A 19,874-nucleotide genomic window follows, 5' to 3' on the forward strand; every position below is an offset into this window, starting at 1 on the left:
TCACTAAACGGTATATAAAACCGTTACTCCTTTAGACTCCGTTATAAATATTATGACTATAAGATAGTCATCACATTTATAAGGGTGCGCAATGGCCGTTACTGTACTGAAAAAAGGATCGCTGGCACTGGCAGGTTTACTGCTGGTGGCGCAGGCGCAGGCAACCGAGTTGCTGAACAGTTCTTATGATGTTTCGCGCGAGCTGTTTGCCGCCCTTAATCCCGCATTTGAACAGCAGTGGGCGAAAGAGAACAACGGCGACAAGCTGACCATCAAACAGTCGCACGCTGGCTCATCCAAGCAGGCGCTGGCCATTTTGCAGGGGCTGAAAGCGGACGTGGTGACCTACAACCAGGTCACGGACGTGCAGATCCTGCACGACAAAGGCAAACTGATCCCGGCGAACTGGCAAAGCCGCCTGCCGAACAACAGTTCGCCATTTTACTCCACCATGGGCTTCCTGGTGCGCAAGGGCAACCCGAAGAACATCCACGACTGGAACGACCTGGTGCGTTCAGACGTAAAGCTGATCTTCCCGAATCCGAAAACCTCCGGCAACGCACGTTACACCTATCTGGCGGCGTGGGGCGCGGCGGACAAAGCTGACGGTAACGATAAAGCGAAAACCGAACAGTTTATGACCCAGTTCCTGAAAAACGTCGAGGTGTTTGATACCGGCGGTCGTGGCGCAACCACTACCTTCGCCGAACGCGGGCTGGGCGACGTGCTGATCAGCTTTGAATCCGAGGTGAACAATATTCGTAAACAGTACGAAGCGCAGGGCTTCGAAGTGGTTATCCCGAAAACCAACATTCTGGCCGAGTTCCCGGTGGCGTGGGTGGATAAAAACGTTAAGGCTAACGGCACAGAAAAGGCGGCGAAAGCCTACCTGAACTATCTGTACAGCCCGCAGGCGCAGACCGTTATCACCGACTACTACTACCGTGTCAACAACCCGGACGTGATGAGCAAGCTGAAAGACAAATTCCCGCAGACCGAGCTGTTCCGCGTGGAAGATCATTTCGGCGCCTGGCCTGAGGTGATGAAAACGCATTTTGCCAGCGGCGGTGAGTTAGACAAATTGCTGGCGGCGGGGCGTAAGTAATGTTTGCAGGATCAACAAGACGTGTGCTGCCGGGTTTTACCTTAAGCCTCGGGACCAGCCTGCTGTTCGTCTGTCTGATTTTATTGTTACCGCTCAGCGCTCTGGTGATGCAGCTCGCTGAGATGAGCTGGTCCCAGTACTGGGAAGTGGTCACCAACCCTCAGGTGGTGGCGGCCTATAAGGTCACGCTGCTGTCTGCGTTCGTGGCCTCGATTTTTAACGGCGTGTTTGGCCTGCTGATGGCGTGGATCTTAACCCGCTATCGCTTCCCGGGCCGCACGCTCCTCGACGCGTTGATGGATCTGCCCTTTGCCCTGCCGACGGCAGTGGCCGGTTTGACGCTGGCGTCGCTGTTTTCCGTGAACGGCTTTTACGGTGAGTGGCTGGCGAAGTTTGATATCAAAGTGACCTATACCTGGCTCGGTATCGCGGTGGCGATGGCCTTTACCAGCATCCCGTTTGTGGTGCGTACCGTGCAGCCGGTGCTGGAAGAGTTAGGACCCGAATACGAAGAGGCCGCGGAAACCCTGGGCGCCACGCGCTGGCAGAGTTTCCGTAAGGTTGTTCTGCCGGAACTTTCTCCGGCCTTGCTGGCGGGGGTGGCGCTCTCCTTTACCCGCAGCCTCGGTGAATTTGGCGCGGTCATTTTTATCGCCGGGAACATCGCGTGGAAAACCGAAGTGACCTCGCTGATGATTTTTGTCCGTTTGCAGGAGTTTGATTATCCGGCCGCGAGCGCGATTGCCTCGGTGATCCTTGCCGCGTCGCTGCTGCTACTGTTTTCGATTAACACTCTGCAAAGTCGCTTTGGTCGACGTGTGGTAGGTCACTGATGGCGGAAGTTACGCAATTGAAGCGCTATGACGCGCCCCGCATCAACTGGGGCAAATGGTTTCTGATTGGTACCGGCGTGCTGGTCTCCGCATTCATTCTCGTCGTGCCGATGGTGTACATCTTCGTACAGGCCTTCAGCAAAGGGATTATGCCCGCGCTGCAAAATCTGGCCGATCCGGACATGCTCCACGCCATCTGGCTGACGGTGATGATTGCCCTGATCACTGTCCCGGTGAATCTTTTGTTTGGCGTATTGCTGGCCTGGCTGGTAACGCGCTTTAACTTCCCGGGGCGTCAGCTGCTGCTGACCCTGCTGGATATCCCGTTTGCGGTGTCTCCTGTGGTGGCGGGTCTGGTTTATCTGCTCTTCTACGGCTCCAATGGCCCGCTGGGCGGCTGGCTGGATGAACACGACCTGCAAATCATGTTCGCCTGGCCGGGGATGGTGCTGGTGACCGTCTTTGTCACCTGTCCGTTCGTGGTGCGCGAGCTGGTGCCAGTGATGCTCAGCCAGGGCAGCCATGAAGATGAAGCCGCGGTGCTGCTCGGCGCTTCCGGCTGGCAGATGTTCCGCCGCGTCACGCTGCCGAATATCCGCTGGGCACTGCTTTACGGCGTGGTGCTGACCAACGCCCGTGCGATCGGTGAGTTTGGCGCGGTGTCGGTAGTATCTGGCTCGATTCGCGGCGAAACCCTGTCGCTGCCGTTACAGATTGAATTACTGGAACAGGACTACAACACTGTCGGTTCCTTTACTGCCGCAGCGTTGCTGACGCTGATGGCCATTTTGACCCTGTTTTTGAAGAGTGTGGTGCAGTGGCGTTTAGAGAATCAGGAAAAACGTCAGCATCAGGAGGGAAATCATGAGCATTGAGATTGCCAATATTAAGAAGTCTTTTGGTCGCACCCAGGTGCTGAATGATATCTCGCTGGATGTCCCTTCCGGACAAATGGTGGCGCTGCTGGGGCCGTCTGGCTCCGGTAAAACCACGCTGCTGCGTATTATCGCCGGGCTTGAGCACCAGACCAGCGGACATATCCGCTTCCACGGTACGGACGTGAGCCGCCTGCATGCCCGCGACCGTAAAGTGGGCTTTGTATTCCAGCATTACGCGCTGTTCCGCCACATGACGGTATTTGACAACATTGCGTTTGGCCTGACCGTGCTGCCGCGTCGTGAACGTCCAGATGCCGCCGCCATCAAAGCGAAAGTGACCAAACTGCTGGAGATGGTGCAGCTTGCACATCTGGCGGACCGCTTCCCGGCTCAGCTTTCCGGCGGGCAGAAGCAGCGCGTGGCGCTGGCGCGTGTGTTAGCCGTTGAACCGCAAATCCTGCTACTGGACGAACCGTTTGGCGCGCTGGATGCGCAGGTGCGTAAAGAGCTGCGCCGTTGGCTGCGTCAGCTGCATGAGGAACTCCAGTTCACTAGCGTTTTCGTGACCCACGATCAGGAAGAGGCGATGGAAGTGGCCGACCGCGTGGTGGTAATGAGTCAGGGCAACATTGAGCAGGTTGACGAGCCAGAGCAGCTCTGGCGTGAACCGGCGACCCGCTTTGTGCTGGAGTTTATGGGAGAAGTAAACCGCCTTCAGGGCACCATTCGCGGCGGTCAGTTCCACGTTGGCGCGCACCGCTGGCCGCTGGGGTATACCTCCGCGCATCAGGGGCCGGTGGATCTGTTCCTGCGTCCGTGGGAAGTGGACGTCAGCCGCCGTACCAGCCTGGATTCACCGCTTCCGGTGCAGGTGCTGGAAGCTAGCCCTAAAGGCCACTACACCCAATTGGTGGTACAGCCCCTGGGCTGGTACACCGAGCCGCTGACCGTGGTTATGCGTGACGACGTGCCTCCACACCGGGGGGAGCGCCTGTTTGTGGGGCTGCAACACGCACGCATTTATCACGGCAACGAGCGCATCGAGACGCGCGAGGATATTGCTCTGGCGGAGTCAGCCTGATAGGTTATTGAGTATGTTTTTCGCCCGGTGGCGTGATGCTTACCGGGCTTTTTATTGAGTAAAAATCGTGAATACACTCGAACACACCATCGGCAACACCCCTCTGGTCAAACTTCAGCGCATGGGGTGTGACAACGGCAGCGAAATCTGGGTCAAACTTGAAGGCAATAACCCGGCGGGGTCGGTGAAAGACCGGGCGGCGCTGTCGATGATTGTTCAGGCCGAAAAGCGCGGCGAGATAAAGCCCGGCGATGTGCTGATCGAAGCCACCAGTGGTAACACCGGTATCGCACTGGCGATGATAGCCGCCCTGAAAGGCTATCGTATGAAGCTGCTGATGCCGGATAACATGAGCCAGGAGCGCCGTGCCGCCATGCGTGCCTACGGGGCCGAGCTGATTCTGGTGAGCAAAGAGCAGGGGATGGAAGGGGCGCGAGATTTAGCGTTAGCGATGGCGGAGCGCGGGGAAGGCAAGCTGCTCGACCAGTTCAACAACCCGGACAACCCGTACGCGCACTACACCACCACCGGCCCGGAAATCTGGCAGCAAACCGCCGGGCGCATCACCCACTTTGTATCCAGCATGGGGACCACGGGCACGATCACCGGTGTGTCACGCTTTCTGCGTGAACAGGATAAGCCAGTGACGATTGTCGGCCTGCAACCGGAAGAGGGGAGCAGTATTCCGGGCATCCGCCGCTGGCCGGCGGAGTATATGCCGGGCATCTTTAATGCGCAGCTTGTGGACCAGGTGCTGGATATTCATCAGCGCGAGGCGGAAAATACCATGCGTGAGCTGGCCGTACGTGAAGGCATCTTCTGCGGCGTCAGCTCTGGCGGTGCCGTAGCGGGCGCGATCCGGGTGGCTGAGTCCACGCCGGGAGCGGTGGTCGTAGCGATTATTTGCGATCGCGGCGACCGTTACCTGTCTACCGGCGTCTTTGGTGAAGAGAGTTATTCGCAGGGGGCGGGGATTTAAGCGTCATGGAGATGATTTTATTCCGGGATAACACCCGGGCGCAGCAAACCGATATTGTCGCCGTACAGTCGCAGGTGGTGTACGGCAGCGTGGGAAACAGCATCGCGGTGCCGAATATTCGCACCCACCGGCTGAACGTTACCGCCGTGCCGACGGTGCTGTTCAGCAATACGCCACACTACGACACCTTCTACGGCGGGGTGATCCCGGACGAGTGGTTCAGCGGCTACCTGAAGGCGCTGGAAGAGCGTGAGATTTTACGCGAGTTAAAAGCGGTGACAACCGGGTATATGGGCAGTGCCAGCCAGATCGTGCTGCTGGCGCAGTGGCTGAAGGCGATCAAAGTGCAACATCCCGATCTGCTGGTGCTGGTTGACCCGGTAATCGGGGATATCGACAGCGGGATGTACGTGAAGCCGGATATTCCTGAAGCTTACCGTGAGCATCTGCTCCCGCTGGCCCAGGGCATTACGCCCAACGTGTATGAACTGGAAGTGCTGAGCGGCAAACCGTGCCGTACGCCGGAGAGCGCCATTGCCGCCGCGCAGGGGCTGCTGTCCAACTCGCTGAAATGGGTGGCTATCACTAGTGCGCCAGTGGCTGACGATCCGCAGAATATCCACGTCGTGCTGGTGAGCGAAGAAGGTGTTACCGTTAGCGCGCACCCGCGCGTAGAGACGGATCTGAAAGGGACGGGGGATCTGTTCTGTTCGGAGCTGGTGAGCGGTATCGTCGGGGGTAAAACCGTAGCCGACGCCATTCGCATGGCGGGCGACAGGGTGACTGACGTGATGATCTATACGCAGTCGAAAGGCTATGACGAGCTTATCCTGCCTGCATAAACAAAAATGGCGCCCGAAGGCGCCATTTTACCGTGCGGCAAGAATTACTTCTTGATGCGGATAACCGGGGTTTCACCCACGGTAACGCTGCCAGACAGTTTGATCAGTTCTTTAATTTCGTCCATGTTGGAGATAACAACCGGCGTCAGGGTAGACTTGGCTTTTTCTTCCAGCAGTGGCAGATCGAATTCAATTACCGGGTCGCCAACTTTAACACGCTGGCCTTCTTCCGCGATACGTTTGAAGCCTTCGCCTTTCAGTTCAACGGTGTCGATACCGAAGTGAACGAACAGTTCGATACCGCTATCGGATTCGATAGAGAACGCATGGTTGGTTTCAAAAATTTTACCGATGGTGCCGTCAACTGGAGCAACCATTTTGTTGCCAGTTGGTTTGATAGCAATGCCATCACCAACGATTTTCTCAGCAAACACTACATCCGGCACGTCTTCGATGTTGACGATCTCGCCGGAGAGCGGAGCAACAATCTCAATAGTTCCGGAGTCTTTCTTGTCATCAGAAACCAGAGATTTCAGTTTATCGAACAAACCCATGATCTTCTCCTAAGCAGTAAATTGGGCCGCATCTCGTGGATTAGCAGATTGTTTTTTCTTCAATGAACTTGTTAACCAGCGTCATTAACTCGTCCGTTGTCGGTTGAGCAAGAGCCTGCTCTGCTAACACCTTCGCATCTTCGAAGTTCGTGTTACGGATAATCTTCTTAATGCGCGGGATGGAAATGGCGCTCATAGAGAATTCGTCCAGACCCATACCCAGCAACAGAAGTGTAGCACGTTCGTCGCCTGCAAGCTCACCACACATGCCAGTCCATTTACCTTCTGCATGAGAAGCATCAATAACTTGCTTGATCAAATTCAGTACGGACGGTGACATTGGCTGGTAGAGATGTGAAATCATATCATTACCACGGTCAACTGCCAGGGTGTACTGCGTTAAATCATTGGTACCGATACTAAAGAAATCAACTTCTTTGGCTAAATGACGCGCAATGGTCGCGGCTGCCGGTGTTTCCACCATCACGCCGATCTCAATGGATTCGTCAAATGCTTTACCTTCGTCGCGCAGTTCCTGTTTGTAGATTTCGATCTCTTTCTTCAGTGCACGCACTTCTTCAACAGAGATGATCATCGGGAACATGATGCGCAGTTTACCGAAAGCGGAGGCACGCAGAATAGCGCGAACCTGGTCACGCAGGATCTCTTTGCGATCCATGGCGATACGCACGGCACGCCAGCCCAGGAACGGGTTCTCTTCTTTCGGGAAGTTCATGTACGGCAGCTCTTTGTCGCCACCGATGTCCATGGTACGGACGATAACCGCCTGCGAGCCGCACGCTTCCGCAACCGCTTTGTACGCTGCAAACTGCTCTTCTTCCGTTGGCAGAGCGTCGCGATCCATGAACAGGAATTCAGTACGATACAGACCCACACCTTCCGCGCCGTTGCGCTCAGCGCCGTCAACGTCACGTACGGTACCGATGTTAGCGCACACTTCAACCTGATGGCCGTCCAGCGTGATGGCTGGCAGATCTTTCAGTTTAGCGAGTTCCGCTTTCTCGGTAGCAACCTGCTCCTGAACGGCGCGCAGTTGCTCGATCACATCGTTAGTTGGGTTGACGTAAACCACGTTGTTTACGGCATCCAGAATCAGATAGTCGTCGTTTTTAACCTGAGAGGTAACGCTACCGGTACCCACGATGGCTGGCAGCTCCAGAGAACGCGCCATGATTGAGGTGTGGGAGGTACGTCCACCTGCGTCAGTAATGAAACCCAGCACCTTGTTCAGGTTCAGCTGTGCGGTTTCAGACGGGGTCAGGTCAGCGGCAACCAGGATAACTTCGTCCTGAATCGCGCTCAGATCGATGATGGCCAGACCCAGGATATTGCGCAGCAGGCGCTTACCGATGTCACGTACGTCAGCCGCACGCTCTTTCAGGTATTCATCGTCCAGCTCTTCCAGGGCAGATGCCTGACCTTCGATAACTTCATGCGCAGCCGCGTCGGCCGTCATGCCTTTATCTTTAATCAGGGCTATGATTTCCTGCTCCAGCTCCTCATCTTCGAGCAGCATAATGTGCCCTTCGAAGATGGCTTCTTTTTCTTCACCGAAAGTTTCGCCAGCTTTAGTTTTAATCGCTTCCAGTTGCGCAGATGCCTTGGCACGACCGCTCAGAAAACGTTCAACTTCCTGATCAACCTTGTCGGCAGAAATTTTTTTCCGGTCAATGACGATTTCGTCTTCTTTCAGCAGCAATGCTTTGCCGAAAGCGATACCCGGGGATGCTAAAATGCCTGAAATCATAACCCTACCTTACTTGTGACTGATATTGAAAAGAACCCGGTAAACTTACTCGAGTTCAGCCATCAGCTTAACCAGATGCTCAACTGCTTTCTGCTCGTCTTCACCTTCAGCGGAGATGGTAACAACGGTACCCTGAGTCAGGCCCAGAGTTTGCAGCTTGAACAGGCTTTTTGCGCTAGCGCTTTTGCCGTTGGAAGTCACAGTGATTTCAGAAGTGAAGCCTTTCGCTTCTTTAACAAACTGAGCAGCAGGGCGGGTGTGCAGACCGTTCGGAGCGGTAATGGTAACTTCTTGCTGGAACATTGTATTTCCCCAACTTATAGGTTTAGTGTTGTGGAACTAAAGTCTAGCCTGGCGACTTAACTTTAGCCTGTATAGTTAGCGCTGACGTTTCAATCGTCATTAAACATTATGCAGTGAAAGCAAGACTTGAACCAAATCATAAAATCGATTCAGCAGCGCTATTTCGTTCACCGATTAATTTCGCGCATCAAAATAATTGCTGGTTTAAATACCAGACCCAACGGGGTGAAGCAATGCCAGGAGGGGTAAAACTTTGAAGCAGGCCACAAAAAAGCACCTGAAAAGGTGCTTTTTTACGCGTTTTTAACATGCTGGCATCACTGTTGCAGTTCTTTCTCTGTGAAGAGATCGGCAAACAGTGCTGTGCTTAAGTAACGCTCACCCGAAGACGGTAGGATAACCACAATGTTCTTATTGGTAAAGATTTCGTCTTCCAGCAGTTTGAGCGCTGCCGCAACCGCCGCACCGGAAGAGATACCCGCCAGAATGCCTTCCTCGTCCATCAGGCGACGCGCCGTAGAGATGGCTTCTTCATTGGTGATGGCGACCACTTTATCGATCAGCTTCAGATCGAGGTTGCCTGGAATAAAGCCAGCCCCGATACCCTGGATTTTGTGCGGACCTGGTTTGATCTCTTCGCCTGCCAGCGCCTGAGCGATAACCGGCGAGTCGGTTGGCTCAACGGCAACGGTAATCAGATCTTTTTTACCTTTCGTGCCTTTAATATAGCGAGACACCCCGGTCAGCGTACCGCCGGTGCCTACGCCGGAGATAAACACATCAACCTGACCGTCGGTATCTTCCCAGATTTCCGGGCCGGTGGTTTTCTCATGAATTTCCGGGTTGGCCGGGTTGCTGAACTGCTGGAGCAGCAGATATTTTGCAGGATCGCTGGCGACGATTTCTTCGGCCTTCTGAATCGCGCCCTTCATGCCTTTCGCGCCTTCGGTCAGGACCAGGTTCGCACCCAGCGCTTTCAGCAGCTTACGACGCTCAATGCTCATGGTTTCAGGCATAGTCAGCGTCAGCTTATAGCCACGCGCCGCCGCAACATAGGCCAGAGCGATACCCGTATTGCCGCTGGTGGGTTCAACCAGCTCAACGCCAGGTTTCAGCACGCCACGCTTTTCAGCATCCCAAATCATATTCGCACCGATACGGCATTTAACGCTGAAGCTTGGGTTACGAGATTCGACCTTCGCCAGAATGCGTCCATTACCGATACGGTTCAGTCGAACCAGGGGCGTATGACCGATAGTCAGCGAGTTGTCTTCATAAATCTTACTCATGGCCTGTCCTTAACTGTATGAAATTGGGATACCGACCCAGCATACCTGTTGAACAGGTATGGGGAAGTAAGGAAATCGCATATCTATATGCTGCAAGGAAATAATGGGGATCAGTATGGAATAAGGGGCGGCATAAGCCACCCCTCTTTTACACATTTTTGCATTACTTCCATAACGCGTGCTTAGCGCGGTAGCAGTCCACCCACATCGCCGTCGCGCCGCATACGGCAACGGGCATGATGAACAAATTCAGGAAAGGGATCATGGTGAACAGGCTGGTCAGCGCGCCAAACTGCATATTGGCAACCTTCTGAGTGCGCAGGGCAGTGCGCATCTCTTTAAACGGCACTTTGTGGTTATCGAACGGATAATCACAGTACTGGATAGCGAGCATCCAGGCGCTGAACAGGAACCACAGCACGGGCGCGACCGTCTGGCCAATCCCGGGTACAAAATAAAGGATAAGCAGCACAATCGCCCGCGGCAGGTACCAGGCGAACTTCTGCCATTCACGCTTCATGATGCGGGGGAGATCTTTCACGAGCCCCAATACGCCCGTGTCAGGTGGCGTCGCACCGGTCAGGCGCGCTTCAAGCTGTTCGGCCAGCAGACCGTTGAACGGCGCGGCTATCCAGTTTGCTATCGTCGAAAATAAATAGCCGAAAACCAGCAGCACGGAGATAACCGCAATCGGCCAGAGCAGGTAGTCTAGCCACTGTAACCAGTCCGGCACATAGCTCATCAGGGAAGGGATCCACGTTTCCAGTCTGGTGAACAGCCACCAGAAGGCCCCGCCCATCAGAATAATGTTGATCAGTAACGGCAAAATAACGAAGCGTCGAATGCCCGGCAGGGAGACCAGTTTCCAGCCCTGAGAAAAGTACCAGACCCCGCTGCGTGGGGCAGAAGAAGATGTTGAAACCATACCAGGCTGTACTCCTTTTTACACAACCAGTGGAATTGCCCGCCTATATTATCCAGTTACGGGCCAATGACCAGTTCGGAAATGTTCGAAAAACCAGCAAAAAGCACGATTTAGTTCATCTTTATGCTGTGAATGCTCTGCATACACTTGCACTTGACGTAAACGGCAAATACTCTTAGTGAGTAAATGTTTGCCGTGGTGGCAAGGTGTTAGAACAACAGAGAATATAATGATGCAGGATTTGCGTCTGATATTAATCATTGTTGGCGCGATCGCCATAATCGCTTTACTGGTACATGGTTTCTGGACCAGCCGTAAAGAGCGTTCCTCTATGTTTCGCGATCGTCCACTGAAGCGCATGAAGTCCAGTCGTGACGACGATGACGTTGAAGACGACATCGACGGTCTTGACGACGACGGCGTGGGTGAAGTTCGTGTTCATCGGGTCAATACTGCGCCCGGCGCAGCGCATGGAGAGCATGAAGCCCCCCGCGCTCCGCAGCACCAGTATCAACCACCGTATGCCTCTGCCCAGCCGCGCCAGCCAGCGCCGCCGCCAGTGGAAGAACCTGTTCGTCATCCGCCGCACCAGCCTGTGCAACAGCAGCCCGTTGCGCCACAGCCTGTACAGCCGCAACCTGTCCAACAGCCTGCACAGCCAGTGCATCAGCCACAGCCTGTTCAGCAGCCGCAGCCAGTGCATCAGCCACAGCCTGTTCAGCAGCCGCAGCCGGTACAACAACCGCAGCCGCAGCCTGAACCGCCTGCGCCACAGCCCGCCCCGCGCGCTGAGCCAGAGCCGGTTGCAGAGCCAGAACCGGTTGTTGAAAAGCCGCAGCGTAAAGAAGCGGTGATCATTATGAACGTGGCTGCTCATCATGGCACCCATCTGAACGGTGATGTGCTGCTTAACAGCATCCAACAGGCAGGCTTCAAGTTCGGCGACATGAATATTTTCCATCGCCACCTGAGTCCTGACGGCAGCGGTCCGGCGCTGTTCAGCCTGGCCAATATGGTCAATCCAGGCACGTTTGACCCGGAAATGACCGGTGATTTCGTCACACCAGGCGTTACGATCTTTATGCAGGTGCCGTCCTACGGTGACGAGCTGCAAAACTTTAAGCTGATGCTACAGTCCGCTCAGCACATCGCCGACGAAGTGGGCGGTGTGGTGCTCGACGATCAGCGTCGAATGATGACGCCGCAGAAACTGCGAGAGTATCAGGACCGCATCCGCGAAGTTAAGGAAGCGAACGCGTAATCGTCGCGTTAACTTCAACTCCTCCTCAACCCCCGCCTGTCGGGGGTTTTTCTCATTGATGGTGCGATATGGACTCAATCGAACAACAACTTACTGAACTGCGAACCACGCTTCGCCATCATGAATATCTCTATCATGTTATGGACGCACCGGAAGTGCCGGATGCGGAGTATGACCGCCTGATGCGTGAACTGCGCGAGCTGGAAGCGCAGCACCCCGAACTGATTACGCCCGATTCTCCAACGCAGCGCGTCGGTGCGGAACCACTGGGCGCTTTCAGCCAGGTGCGCCACGAAGTGCCGATGCTGTCGCTGGATAACGTGTTTGATGAAGAGAGTTTTCTGGCTTTCAACAAGCGCGTGCAGGATCGCCTGAAGAGCGTCGACAATCTGAGCTGGTGCTGCGAGCTAAAGCTGGATGGTCTGGCCGTCAGTATTCTTTATGAGAACGGCGTGATGGTGCGTGCCGCAACGCGCGGCGACGGCACTACCGGGGAAGACATCACCACCAATGTGCGCACTATTCGTGCGATCCCGCTGAAACTGCGTGGCGATAACATTCCCGCCCGGCTGGAAGTGCGCGGGGAAGTGTTCCTTCCGCAGGCGGGCTTCGAGAAGATCAACGAAGAAGCGCGTCGTACCGGCGGGAAAGTGTTTGCTAACCCGCGTAACGCGGCGGCAGGTTCGCTGCGTCAGCTCGATCCGCGTATCACCGCGAAGCGACCGCTTACTTTCTTCTGCTACGGCGTCGGGATCCTGGAAGGCGGTGACCTGCCAGATACCCACCTGGGTCGTTTAATGCAGTTCAAAGAGTGGGGATTACCGGTAAGCAACCGCGTGCAGCTCTGCGACTCTCCGGAGGCGGTGCTGGCGTTCTATCACAAGGTTGAAGAAGCTCGTCCCACGCTCGGGTTTGATATTGACGGCGTGGTGATCAAGGTTAATTCGCTGGCGTTGCAGGAACAGTTGGGATTTGTGGCCCGTGCGCCACGCTGGGCGGTGGCCTTTAAGTTTCCGGCGCAAGAGCAGATGACCTTCGTTCGCGACGTGGAGTTTCAGGTCGGACGTACGGGGGCCATTACGCCTGTGGCGCGTCTGGAGCCTGTGCAGGTGGCTGGCGTGCTGGTAAGTAACGCCACGCTGCATAACGCCGATGAAATTGCGCGTCTGGGGCTGCGAATTGGTGACAAAGTGGTGATTCGCCGCGCGGGTGATGTGATCCCACAGGTGGTTAACGTTGTGGAGTCTGAACGTCCTGCCGATACCCGTGCCATCGAGTTTCCAGCCCACTGTCCGGTATGTGGTTCTGACGTTGAGCGCGTGGAAGGTGAAGCGGTAACGCGCTGTACGGGCGGGTTAATCTGCGGCGCGCAGCGTAAAGAGTCCCTGAAGCACTTCGTCTCCCGCCGGGCGATGGATGTGGACGGAATGGGTGACAAGATTATCGACCAGTTAGTTGAGAAAGAGTACGTCCATACGCCTGCGGACCTCTTTACCCTGACGGCAGGTAAGCTGACCGGTCTTGAGCGTATGGGACCGAAATCTGCCCAGAACATTGTTAACGCGCTCGAGGCGGCCAAAAACACCACCTTTGCCCGTTTCCTTTACGCGCTCGGCATTCGTGAAGTCGGAGAGGCGACGGCGGCAGGGCTGGCGGCGTATTTCGGCACGCTGGACGCGCTGGAGAAAGCCACCATCGACGAGCTACAGAAAGTTCCTGATGTCGGCATTGTGGTCGCCACCCACGTCTTCAACTTCTTCGCCGAAGAGAGCAACCGTGAAGTGATCGGTAAATTACTGGAACAGGGTATTCACTGGCCCGCACCGGTAGTGGTTAATGCCGAAGAGATCGACAGCCCGTTTGCCGGTAAAACGGTGGTGCTGACCGGCAGCCTGAGCCAGCTCTCGCGCGATGATGCGAAAGCGCGCCTGGTGGCGCTGGGGGCAAAAGTGGCGGGCAGCGTGTCAAAGAAAACCGACCTGGTGATTGCCGGGGAAGCGGCCGGTTCGAAGCTGGCAAAAGCGCAGGAGCTTGGCATCGAGGTAATCGACGAAGCGGAAATGATGCGCCTGTTAGGAGAGTGACGTGGAAAAAGAGCAGCTCGTTGAGATCGCCAATACGGAGATGCCGTTCGGTAAATATAAGGGTCGCAGGCTGATTGATTTACCGGAAGAGTATCTGCTGTGGTTTGCCCGTAAGGATGAGTTCCCCGCCGGGCGTCTGGGCGAGCTGATGGCTATCACGTTACTGATCAAAACAGAGGGGCTGACCCAGCTGGTTCAGCCCCTGAAACGTCCTTAAACTTTCGCGGCGTGGGTCTCTTCCTGCGCCAGCTTTTCAGTCTGCGCCTTGTAACGCCGCGCCAGTACCGCACACACCATCAGCTGGATCTGATGGAAAATCATCAGCGGCAACACCATCATCCCAATGACGGACGTCGGGAACAGGATATTGGCCATCGGGATCCCGTTGGCGAGGCTCTTTTTCGATCCGCAAAATACAATGGTGATTTCATCGGCCTTGTTGAAGCCGCATTTGCGGGCCACAAAGACGTTAACCGCGATGACAATGGCCAGCAGAACGATGCTTACCACCACAATAAACAGCAGCGATCCAGCACCCACCCTGTGCCAGATGCCGTTCACCACGGCTTCGCTGAAGGCCGTGTAAACCACCAGCAGAATGGAGCTTTGGTCCGTTTTCCCGATCCATTTTTTATGTTTCGCCACAAACTCCCCAATCCAGGGACGGGATAAGTGTCCGAGCACAAACGGCAGCAGCAGTTGCAGACAAATTTTACCCACCTGCTCCAGATTGCCTTCCGCCCCGTGCATGTTCATCAGCAGACCGACCAGCAGCGGTGAAACAAAGATCCCGAGCAGGCTGGAAGCGGAAGCAGAACAAACCGCCGCCGCGACGTTACCGCCCGCCAGCGAGGTAAAGGCAATTGCAGACTGCACGGTGGCCGGCAAAATGCACAGATAAAGGAAACCGGTATACAGCGCCGGATCGACATTCACCGGCGCCCACCAGGCGAACAGCACGCCCAGAACCGGGAAGAGGATAAAAGTGCTGCACATTACCCACAGATGCAGTCGCCAGTGGCTACCGCCTGCAATAATAGCTTCCCGGGAGAGTTTGGCGCCATGCATAAAGAACAGCAGGGCAATGGCTGCCGTGGTCAGTCCTTCAATAACCGGAACGAAACTGCCCCGCGCCGGGAAGAACGAGGCCAGCAAGACGACACCAATCAGGGTCAGCGTAAACGGATCAAGGATACGAAAAAGTTTCATAATCACTCCTGAAAACAGATGCCGCTATTGTGCTTTCTTCCCTTTGAGAAATAAAATTGATTTATTGCATCCATTCATGAATTAAACAGATGAATTATTCGTTACGTCAGCTTCGCGTTTTCGTCACCGTCGCGCAGGCCCGCAGCTTTAGCCGGGCAGGGGAGATCATTGGCCTCAGCCAGTCGGCGGTGAGCCATAGCGTTAAGGAGCTTGAAACGCAAACGGGCGTGAAGCTGCTCGACCGCACGACGCGAGAAGTGGTGCTCACCGAAGCGGGACAGCAGCTGGCAATGCGTCTGGAGAGGCTGCTGGATGAACTGAACAGTACGCTCAGGGATGTCGGCCGGCTCGGACAACAGCTTTCCGGCACCGTGAGAGTGGCGGCGAGCCAGACGATTTCGGCGCATCTTATTCCCCAGTGCATCGCTGAAAGTAATCACCGCTATCCGGATATTGATTTTGTTTTGCATGACAGGCCGCAGCAGTGGGTACTTGAGAGTATCCGTCAGGGGGATGTGGATTTTGGCATCGTTATTGATCCCGGAGCGGTAAGCGACCTGGAATGTGAAGTGGTACTCTCGGAGCCCTTTTTATTGCTCTGCCGCGATGATGATCCTCTGGCATCGCTGCCGCAGGTGGCCTGGCAGGCCTTGCAGGGGGCAAACCTGGTGTTACAGGATTATGCATCAGGCAGCCGCCCGCTGATAGATGCCGCACTGACCGCGCAGGGTGTTAAGGCAACCATTGTGCAGGAGATCGGGCATCCTGCCACGCTGTTCCCCATGGTCGAAGCGGGGATTGGCATCAGCGTTCTGCCGGCGCTGGCGCTGCCACTGCCGCAGGGAGTCGTTTAACGGTGAAGCGTTTCGTACCCTGTGTCGAACGCCAGCTGATGCTGGTACGCCGTAAAAACAGGTCTCTTTCCGGCGCGGCGCATGCCTGCTGGGATGTGGTGCGTATGCAGGCCGAACGTTTGATGGAGGCCCGCACACGTGATCCGCTTTTTAACGAAACCAATAATCAGACGTAGATATTAATCTGATGTTCTGCGGAGGGCTTATTGATGCCTTCCGCGACTGCCTCACCTTTTTCCTGCTTTGGCATCGCCTCTTCGGCCTGCTGACGCTGCAATTGCGCCAGCTGTGCCTGCAACATAGCCAGCTGAGATTCGAGTAATTCTTGCTGCTTTTGCTTTTCTTCTGCTGTGGCATCACCCATGGCCACTTCTTTGAGCTGCTGAGTGACTTTCGTTATCTGTTTGGTCAGACGGGTGATTTGAGAAGCAATGTCGTTTCCGCCGGAGCTGTTATCTACGCTGCCGATTTCCATCGCCGACAGAGAAACGGGCTTAAGAGTTGTCATATTGAGATCCTTTTCGCCATAAAATAGAGGTATCGGCAAAGAAGGCGTGAGCTTGAGTAAAACAAGCGGTCTGGCTGCAATGGGGATGTGCTATGTCGCAGATAGCAAAAAAGCGCCTTTAGGGCGCTTTTTTACATTGGTGGGTCGTGCAGGATTCGAACCTGCGACCAATTGATTAAAAGTCAACTGCTCTACCAACTGAGCTAACGACCCGAAATGGTGGGCGATGACGGGCTCGAACCGCCGACCCCCTCCGTGTAAAGGAGATGCTCTACCAACTGAGCTAATCGCCCATTTCGGAACTGCTGCGATAAGGTGAGAATGGTGGGCGATGACGGGCTCGAACCGCCGACCCCCTCCGTGTAAAGGAGATGCTCTACCAACTGAGCTAATCGCCCAATCTCAATTCTTATCTACACTGCGAGTCTACCGAAGTAGATGGTGGGTGATGACGGGCTCGAACCGCCGACCCCCTCCGTGTAAAGGAGATGCTCTACCAACTGAGCTAATCACCCCCGCTGTGTGGAGTCGCATTATAGGGAGAGTTGAAAATGAGTCAACGCATTTTCTAAAGTTTTTATTCGTTCGTCGTAAAATTAGTCAAAACGATCGCAAAACGGACTGTGGCGCATGATTTATAAACAAAAACAGCAATCTCGAACCGGATAAAGTGATCGACATTGAGGAATCGGCCCACAGTGATAGAATATTGCCCATTGTTTTCTTCCCGGAATTTGCCGATTACCGGCATCTTTATAACGTAAGGCCATTTCATGAAAATCAAAACTCGCTTCGCGCCGAGCCCGACAGGCTATCTGCATGTCGGTGGTGCACGTACCGCTCTCTACTCCTGGCTTTTCGCACGTCACAACAAAGGTGAGTTTGTGCTGCGTATTGAAGACACCGATCTGGAGCGCTCAACGCCGGAAGCAATTGAAGCCATTATGGATGGGATGAACTGGCTGAATCTGGCGTGGGACGAAGGCCCATACTTCCAGACCAAACGTTTTGACCGCTATAACGCCGTAATTGACGAGATGCTGGTGGCAGGCACGGCCTATAAGTGTTACTGCTCCAGGGAGCGTCTGGATGCGCTGCGCGAAGAGCAAATGGCAAAAGGCGAAAAACCGCGTTATGACGGTCGTTGCCGCCATGACCACAGCGAGCATGCTGCTGATGAGCCTTGCGTAGTGCGTTTTGCTAACCCGCAGGATGGCTCTGTTATCTTTGATGACCAAATCCGTGGTCCGATCGAATTCAGCAACCAGGAACTGGATGACCTCATCATTCGTCGTACTGACGGATCGCCAACCTATAACTTCTGCGTAGTTGTGGACGACTGGGATATGGAAATCACTCACGTGATCCGTGGTGAAGACCATATCAATAACACCCCGCGTCAGATCAACATTCTGAAAGCGCTGAACGCACCTGTACCGGTATATGCGCACGTATCAATGATCAACGGTGACGACGGTAAAAAGCTGTCCAAACGTCATGGCGCGGTGAGTGTGATGCAGTACCGTGATGACGGCTATCTGCCGGAAGCGCTGCTGAACTACCTGGTGCGTCTGGGCTGGGCTCATGGTGACCAGGAGATCTTCAGCCGCGAAGAGATGATCGAGCTGTTCTCTCTGAACTCGGTCAGCAAATCAGCCAGCGCGTTCAACACTGACAAACTGCTGTGGCTGAACCATCACTACATCAATACCATGCAGCCAGAATATGTAGCGACTTATCTGCAATGGCACATTGAACAGGCAAACATCGATACCCGTACGGGCCCTGAACTGGCGGATCTGGTGAAGCTGCTTGGCGAGCGTTGCAAAACGCTGAAAGAAATTGCTGAAAGCTGCCGTTACTTCTATGAAGAGTTTGACGCGTTCGACGCCGACGCGGCCAAGAAACACCTGCGTCCGGTTGCGCGTCAGCCGCTGGAAGTGGTGCGTGACAAACTCGAAGCCATTACCGAATGGACTGCGGAAAATGTTCACCACGCGATTCAGGCTACCGCTGATGAGCTGGAAATTGGCATGGGTAAAGTCGGTATGCCGCTGCGCGTTGCGGTGACGGGGGCAGGCCAGTCCCCGGGGCTGGACGTGACCGTACATGCCATCGGCAAATCACGTAGCGTTGCGCGTATCAACAAAGCCCTGGACTTTATTGCTGAGCGCGAAAGCCAGCAGTAATGCTCGTGTAATACAAAAAACGGCAGGGTAACCTGCCGTTTTTTTATGCCTGTTATTCAGCAATACCAAGACGCGTGAGAAAACCCTGCAACCCTTCACGAGCGAGCAACTTGTGCAAACGTTCCTGTTCGACAGTCGTCATGTTTTCCAGCGAGTCGATAATTTGTGGAAGCAGGCTGGATGAGGTTGCCACGCCGTAGTGGGAAGGGCTTTCCGCCACATGGTAAACAGCCCGACGGTTACGAATGGCAGGAAGGCTAATGATGTGCTCCTTAACGTGCGCATCAATACATATCACCCTCGCTCTTCCGCCTTTTACACCGTTGATACCCTCCGTTTTCCATCCCTTCTGTCGTATCCAGCGATTAACGGTTTGTCGGGCTACGCCCAGACTGTCCGCCAGCTCTTCCGTGGTCATTTTGCTGCGTAATCTTTTCATATCAGCGTTGGTCGCGAATCCCTAAACGTTGTAACAAGCCGGTAATCCCTTCCCGCAGTAACAGCGATGTCATCTGCTTTTGCTCTTCCGGCGTCATTTCATTCGCCAGCGTCAGGAGCAGGGCATGAAGCGAGCCCTCGTGGTACGTATCTGGCAGTTCCGGCGTCTCTGTTGCCCTGCGCGCGCTGCGAATAAAGTCGCGCACTTTTTCATTGACGTGTACCAGACGCGCCTTGCCACCCTGAACGCCTGGCTTTGGCGATGTAATCCAACCCTCTTTGCGTACCCATTTATTGATGGTCTGTCGGCTATAGCCAGTCAGCAGGGCTAACTCTTCTGGCGTCATTCGTTCCTTGATCATACAATTTCCTGAATATCTGTGGGGTTAATTAGTGGTTCATTTTATAGCACCGTTTTACGTGAAAACGTGACAAGCTTAACTCCTGGCTGCGAGCAGGCTCGCAAAGTGATTCATTTGCATGATTTTTCGGCGGTTGAAAAGCGGAGGTTGAATTTGCCGTTGACACTCTGCGGCGGAATTCATATTATGCCGCCCGTCAACATGACAGCTTTACGACGGGGCTATAGCTCAGCTGGGAGAGCGCCTGCATGGCATGCAGGAGGTCAGCGGTTCGATCCCGCTTAGCTCCACCAAACTCTGAACCCAACAGAGTGCGGTAGGTAAAGTAACATGTGGGGCTATAGCTCAGCTGGGAGAGCGCTTGCATGGCATGCAAGAGGTCAGCGGTTCGATCCCGCTTAGCTCCACCAAA

General features: G+C 54.7%; 19 protein-coding genes, 6 tRNA genes and 1 pseudogene. 13 read left to right on the forward strand and 13 right to left on the reverse strand.

From position 1 onward, the window contains the following. The first annotated feature begins 91 nt into the window (after positions 1-91). The 6 genes from AM329_RS01505 (at position 92) to pdxK (ending at position 5,718) form a co-directional block, all read left to right on the forward strand. Positions 92-1,105 (forward strand): sulfate ABC transporter substrate-binding protein, encoded by a 1,014-nt coding sequence (locus AM329_RS01505; RefSeq protein ID WP_032609792.1) that lies wholly within the window; start codon positions 92-94, stop codon positions 1,103-1,105. Continuing rightward, on the forward strand, positions 1,105-1,938 hold the full coding sequence (gene cysT, locus AM329_RS01510) for a sulfate/thiosulfate ABC transporter permease CysT (RefSeq protein ID WP_003861303.1): 834 nt from the start codon (positions 1,105-1,107) through the stop codon (positions 1,936-1,938). The genes AM329_RS01505 and cysT overlap by 1 nt, the downstream gene beginning before the upstream one ends. Continuing rightward, positions 1,938-2,813 carry a sulfate/thiosulfate ABC transporter permease CysW gene (gene cysW, locus AM329_RS01515; RefSeq protein WP_023325019.1) on the forward strand — a complete coding sequence of 292 codons (876 nt, stop codon included), beginning with the start codon at positions 1,938-1,940 and terminating at the stop codon, positions 2,811-2,813. The genes cysT and cysW overlap by 1 nt, the downstream gene beginning before the upstream one ends. Continuing rightward, complete coding sequence (gene cysA, locus AM329_RS01520; protein WP_032609789.1) at positions 2,803-3,897, forward strand: sulfate/thiosulfate ABC transporter ATP-binding protein CysA; 1,095 nt, start codon at positions 2,803-2,805, stop codon at positions 3,895-3,897. The genes cysW and cysA overlap by 11 nt, the downstream gene beginning before the upstream one ends. Positions 3,898-3,964: 67 nt before the next feature. Next, on the forward strand, positions 3,965-4,876 hold the full coding sequence (gene cysM / locus AM329_RS01525) for a cysteine synthase CysM (RefSeq protein WP_003861311.1): 912 nt from the start codon (positions 3,965-3,967) through the stop codon (positions 4,874-4,876). A 5-nt stretch (positions 4,877-4,881) separates the two neighbouring features. Beyond that, positions 4,882-5,718, forward strand: coding sequence for a pyridoxine/pyridoxal/pyridoxamine kinase (gene pdxK, locus AM329_RS01530; protein WP_003861313.1), 837 nt, complete (start codon positions 4,882-4,884; stop codon positions 5,716-5,718). A gap of 44 nt (positions 5,719-5,762) precedes the next feature. Here the strand turns inward: pdxK and crr are convergent, their stop codons facing one another. The 5 genes from crr to cysZ all read right to left on the reverse strand — a co-directional run bounded on the left by crr (position 5,763) and on the right by cysZ (position 10,557). Next, the gene (gene crr / locus AM329_RS01535) at positions 5,763-6,272 is read right to left on the reverse strand and encodes a PTS glucose transporter subunit IIA (protein ID WP_003861316.1); all 510 of its coding nucleotides are present in this window, start codon (positions 6,270-6,272) and stop codon (positions 5,763-5,765) included. A gap of 40 nt (positions 6,273-6,312) precedes the next feature. Beyond that, complete coding sequence (ptsI, locus tag AM329_RS01540; protein ID WP_023314613.1) at positions 6,313-8,040, reverse strand: phosphoenolpyruvate-protein phosphotransferase PtsI; 1,728 nt, start codon at positions 8,038-8,040, stop codon at positions 6,313-6,315. Positions 8,041-8,085: 45 nt separating this feature from the next. Continuing rightward, positions 8,086-8,343, reverse strand: a complete 258-nt coding sequence (gene ptsH, locus AM329_RS01545) for a phosphocarrier protein Hpr (RefSeq protein ID WP_000487600.1) — start codon at positions 8,341-8,343, stop codon at positions 8,086-8,088. 317 nt (positions 8,344-8,660) lie between these two features. After that, positions 8,661-9,632, reverse strand: a complete 972-nt coding sequence (cysK, locus tag AM329_RS01560; RefSeq protein ID WP_003861321.1) for a cysteine synthase A — start codon at positions 9,630-9,632, stop codon at positions 8,661-8,663. A gap of 163 nt (positions 9,633-9,795) precedes the next feature. Beyond that, positions 9,796-10,557 (reverse strand): sulfate transporter CysZ, encoded by a 762-nt coding sequence (gene cysZ, locus AM329_RS01565; protein ID WP_032609786.1) that lies wholly within the window; start codon positions 10,555-10,557, stop codon positions 9,796-9,798. 229 nt (positions 10,558-10,786) lie between these two features. Between cysZ and zipA the strand changes: the two genes are divergently transcribed. The 3 genes from zipA to AM329_RS01585 all read left to right on the forward strand — a co-directional run bounded on the left by zipA (position 10,787) and on the right by AM329_RS01585 (position 14,119). Beyond that, positions 10,787-11,818 (forward strand): cell division protein ZipA, encoded by a 1,032-nt coding sequence (gene zipA / locus AM329_RS01575; protein ID WP_032609784.1) that lies wholly within the window; start codon positions 10,787-10,789, stop codon positions 11,816-11,818. Between the two features lie 68 nt (positions 11,819-11,886). Beyond that, entirely contained in the window at positions 11,887-13,902 is a 2,016-nt protein-coding gene (gene ligA / locus AM329_RS01580) for an NAD-dependent DNA ligase LigA (RefSeq protein ID WP_032609780.1), read from the forward strand. A gap of 1 nt (position 13,903) precedes the next feature. Beyond that, a complete protein-coding gene (locus tag AM329_RS01585) occupies positions 13,904-14,119 on the forward strand; it encodes a DUF3820 family protein (protein WP_003861328.1) in 216 nt (71 codons plus the stop codon). Here the strand turns inward: AM329_RS01585 and AM329_RS01590 are convergent. After that, on the reverse strand, positions 14,116-15,111 hold the full coding sequence (locus AM329_RS01590; RefSeq protein ID WP_003861330.1) for a bile acid:sodium symporter family protein: 996 nt from the start codon (positions 15,109-15,111) through the stop codon (positions 14,116-14,118). The two genes, AM329_RS01585 and AM329_RS01590, sit on opposite strands and share 4 nt — an antisense overlap. An 89-nt stretch (positions 15,112-15,200) precedes the next feature. Between AM329_RS01590 and AM329_RS01595 the strand changes: the two are divergent. Continuing rightward, positions 15,201-16,141: pseudogene (locus AM329_RS01595) on the forward strand (LysR family transcriptional regulator). Here the strand turns inward: AM329_RS01595 and AM329_RS01600 are convergent. The 5 genes from AM329_RS01600 to AM329_RS01620 all read right to left on the reverse strand — a co-directional run bounded on the left by AM329_RS01600 (position 16,132) and on the right by AM329_RS01620 (position 16,988). Then, the gene (locus AM329_RS01600; protein ID WP_003861333.1) at positions 16,132-16,473 is read right to left on the reverse strand and encodes a FlxA-like family protein; all 342 of its coding nucleotides are present in this window, start codon (positions 16,471-16,473) and stop codon (positions 16,132-16,134) included. The pseudogene AM329_RS01595 and the gene AM329_RS01600 sit on opposite strands and share 10 nt — an antisense overlap. Positions 16,474-16,610: 137 nt before the next feature. After that, positions 16,611-16,686, reverse strand: a tRNA-Lys gene (locus AM329_RS01605). A 4-nt stretch (positions 16,687-16,690) separates the two neighbouring features. Beyond that, positions 16,691-16,766, reverse strand: a tRNA-Val gene (locus AM329_RS01610). A 29-nt stretch (positions 16,767-16,795) separates the two neighbouring features. Continuing rightward, positions 16,796-16,871: transfer RNA gene (locus AM329_RS01615), tRNA-Val, on the reverse strand. 41 nt (positions 16,872-16,912) lie between these two features. Beyond that, positions 16,913-16,988: transfer RNA gene (locus AM329_RS01620), tRNA-Val, on the reverse strand. A gap of 258 nt (positions 16,989-17,246) precedes the next feature. On the opposite strand from AM329_RS01620, the gene gltX reads away from it, so the two are divergent. After that, entirely contained in the window at positions 17,247-18,662 is a 1,416-nt protein-coding gene (gltX, locus tag AM329_RS01630; protein ID WP_032609777.1) for a glutamate--tRNA ligase, read from the forward strand. A 52-nt stretch (positions 18,663-18,714) separates the two neighbouring features. On the opposite strand, the gene AM329_RS01635 is transcribed toward gltX, so the two are convergent. Together AM329_RS01635 and AM329_RS01640 are read right to left on the reverse strand one after the other, a co-directional pair. Continuing rightward, entirely contained in the window at positions 18,715-19,101 is a 387-nt protein-coding gene (locus AM329_RS01635) for a YfeC-like transcriptional regulator (RefSeq protein ID WP_017383469.1), read from the reverse strand. A 1-nt stretch (position 19,102) separates the two neighbouring features. Continuing rightward, positions 19,103-19,462: a YfeC-like transcriptional regulator gene (locus AM329_RS01640; protein ID WP_003861339.1), complete on the reverse strand. Its 360-nt coding sequence runs from the start codon at positions 19,460-19,462 to the stop codon at positions 19,103-19,105. 217 nt (positions 19,463-19,679) lie between these two features. Here AM329_RS01640 and AM329_RS01645 point away from each other — a divergent pair. Next, positions 19,680-19,755 (forward strand) — tRNA-Ala (locus AM329_RS01645). A 41-nt stretch (positions 19,756-19,796) separates the two neighbouring features. Continuing rightward, positions 19,797-19,872, forward strand: a tRNA-Ala gene (locus tag AM329_RS01650). Positions 19,873-19,874: the final 2 nt, after the last annotated feature.

The organism is Enterobacter cloacae complex sp. AR_0002 (assembly GCF_001922365.1).
GTDB classification, from domain to species: domain Bacteria; phylum Pseudomonadota; class Gammaproteobacteria; order Enterobacterales; family Enterobacteriaceae; genus Enterobacter; species Enterobacter hormaechei_C.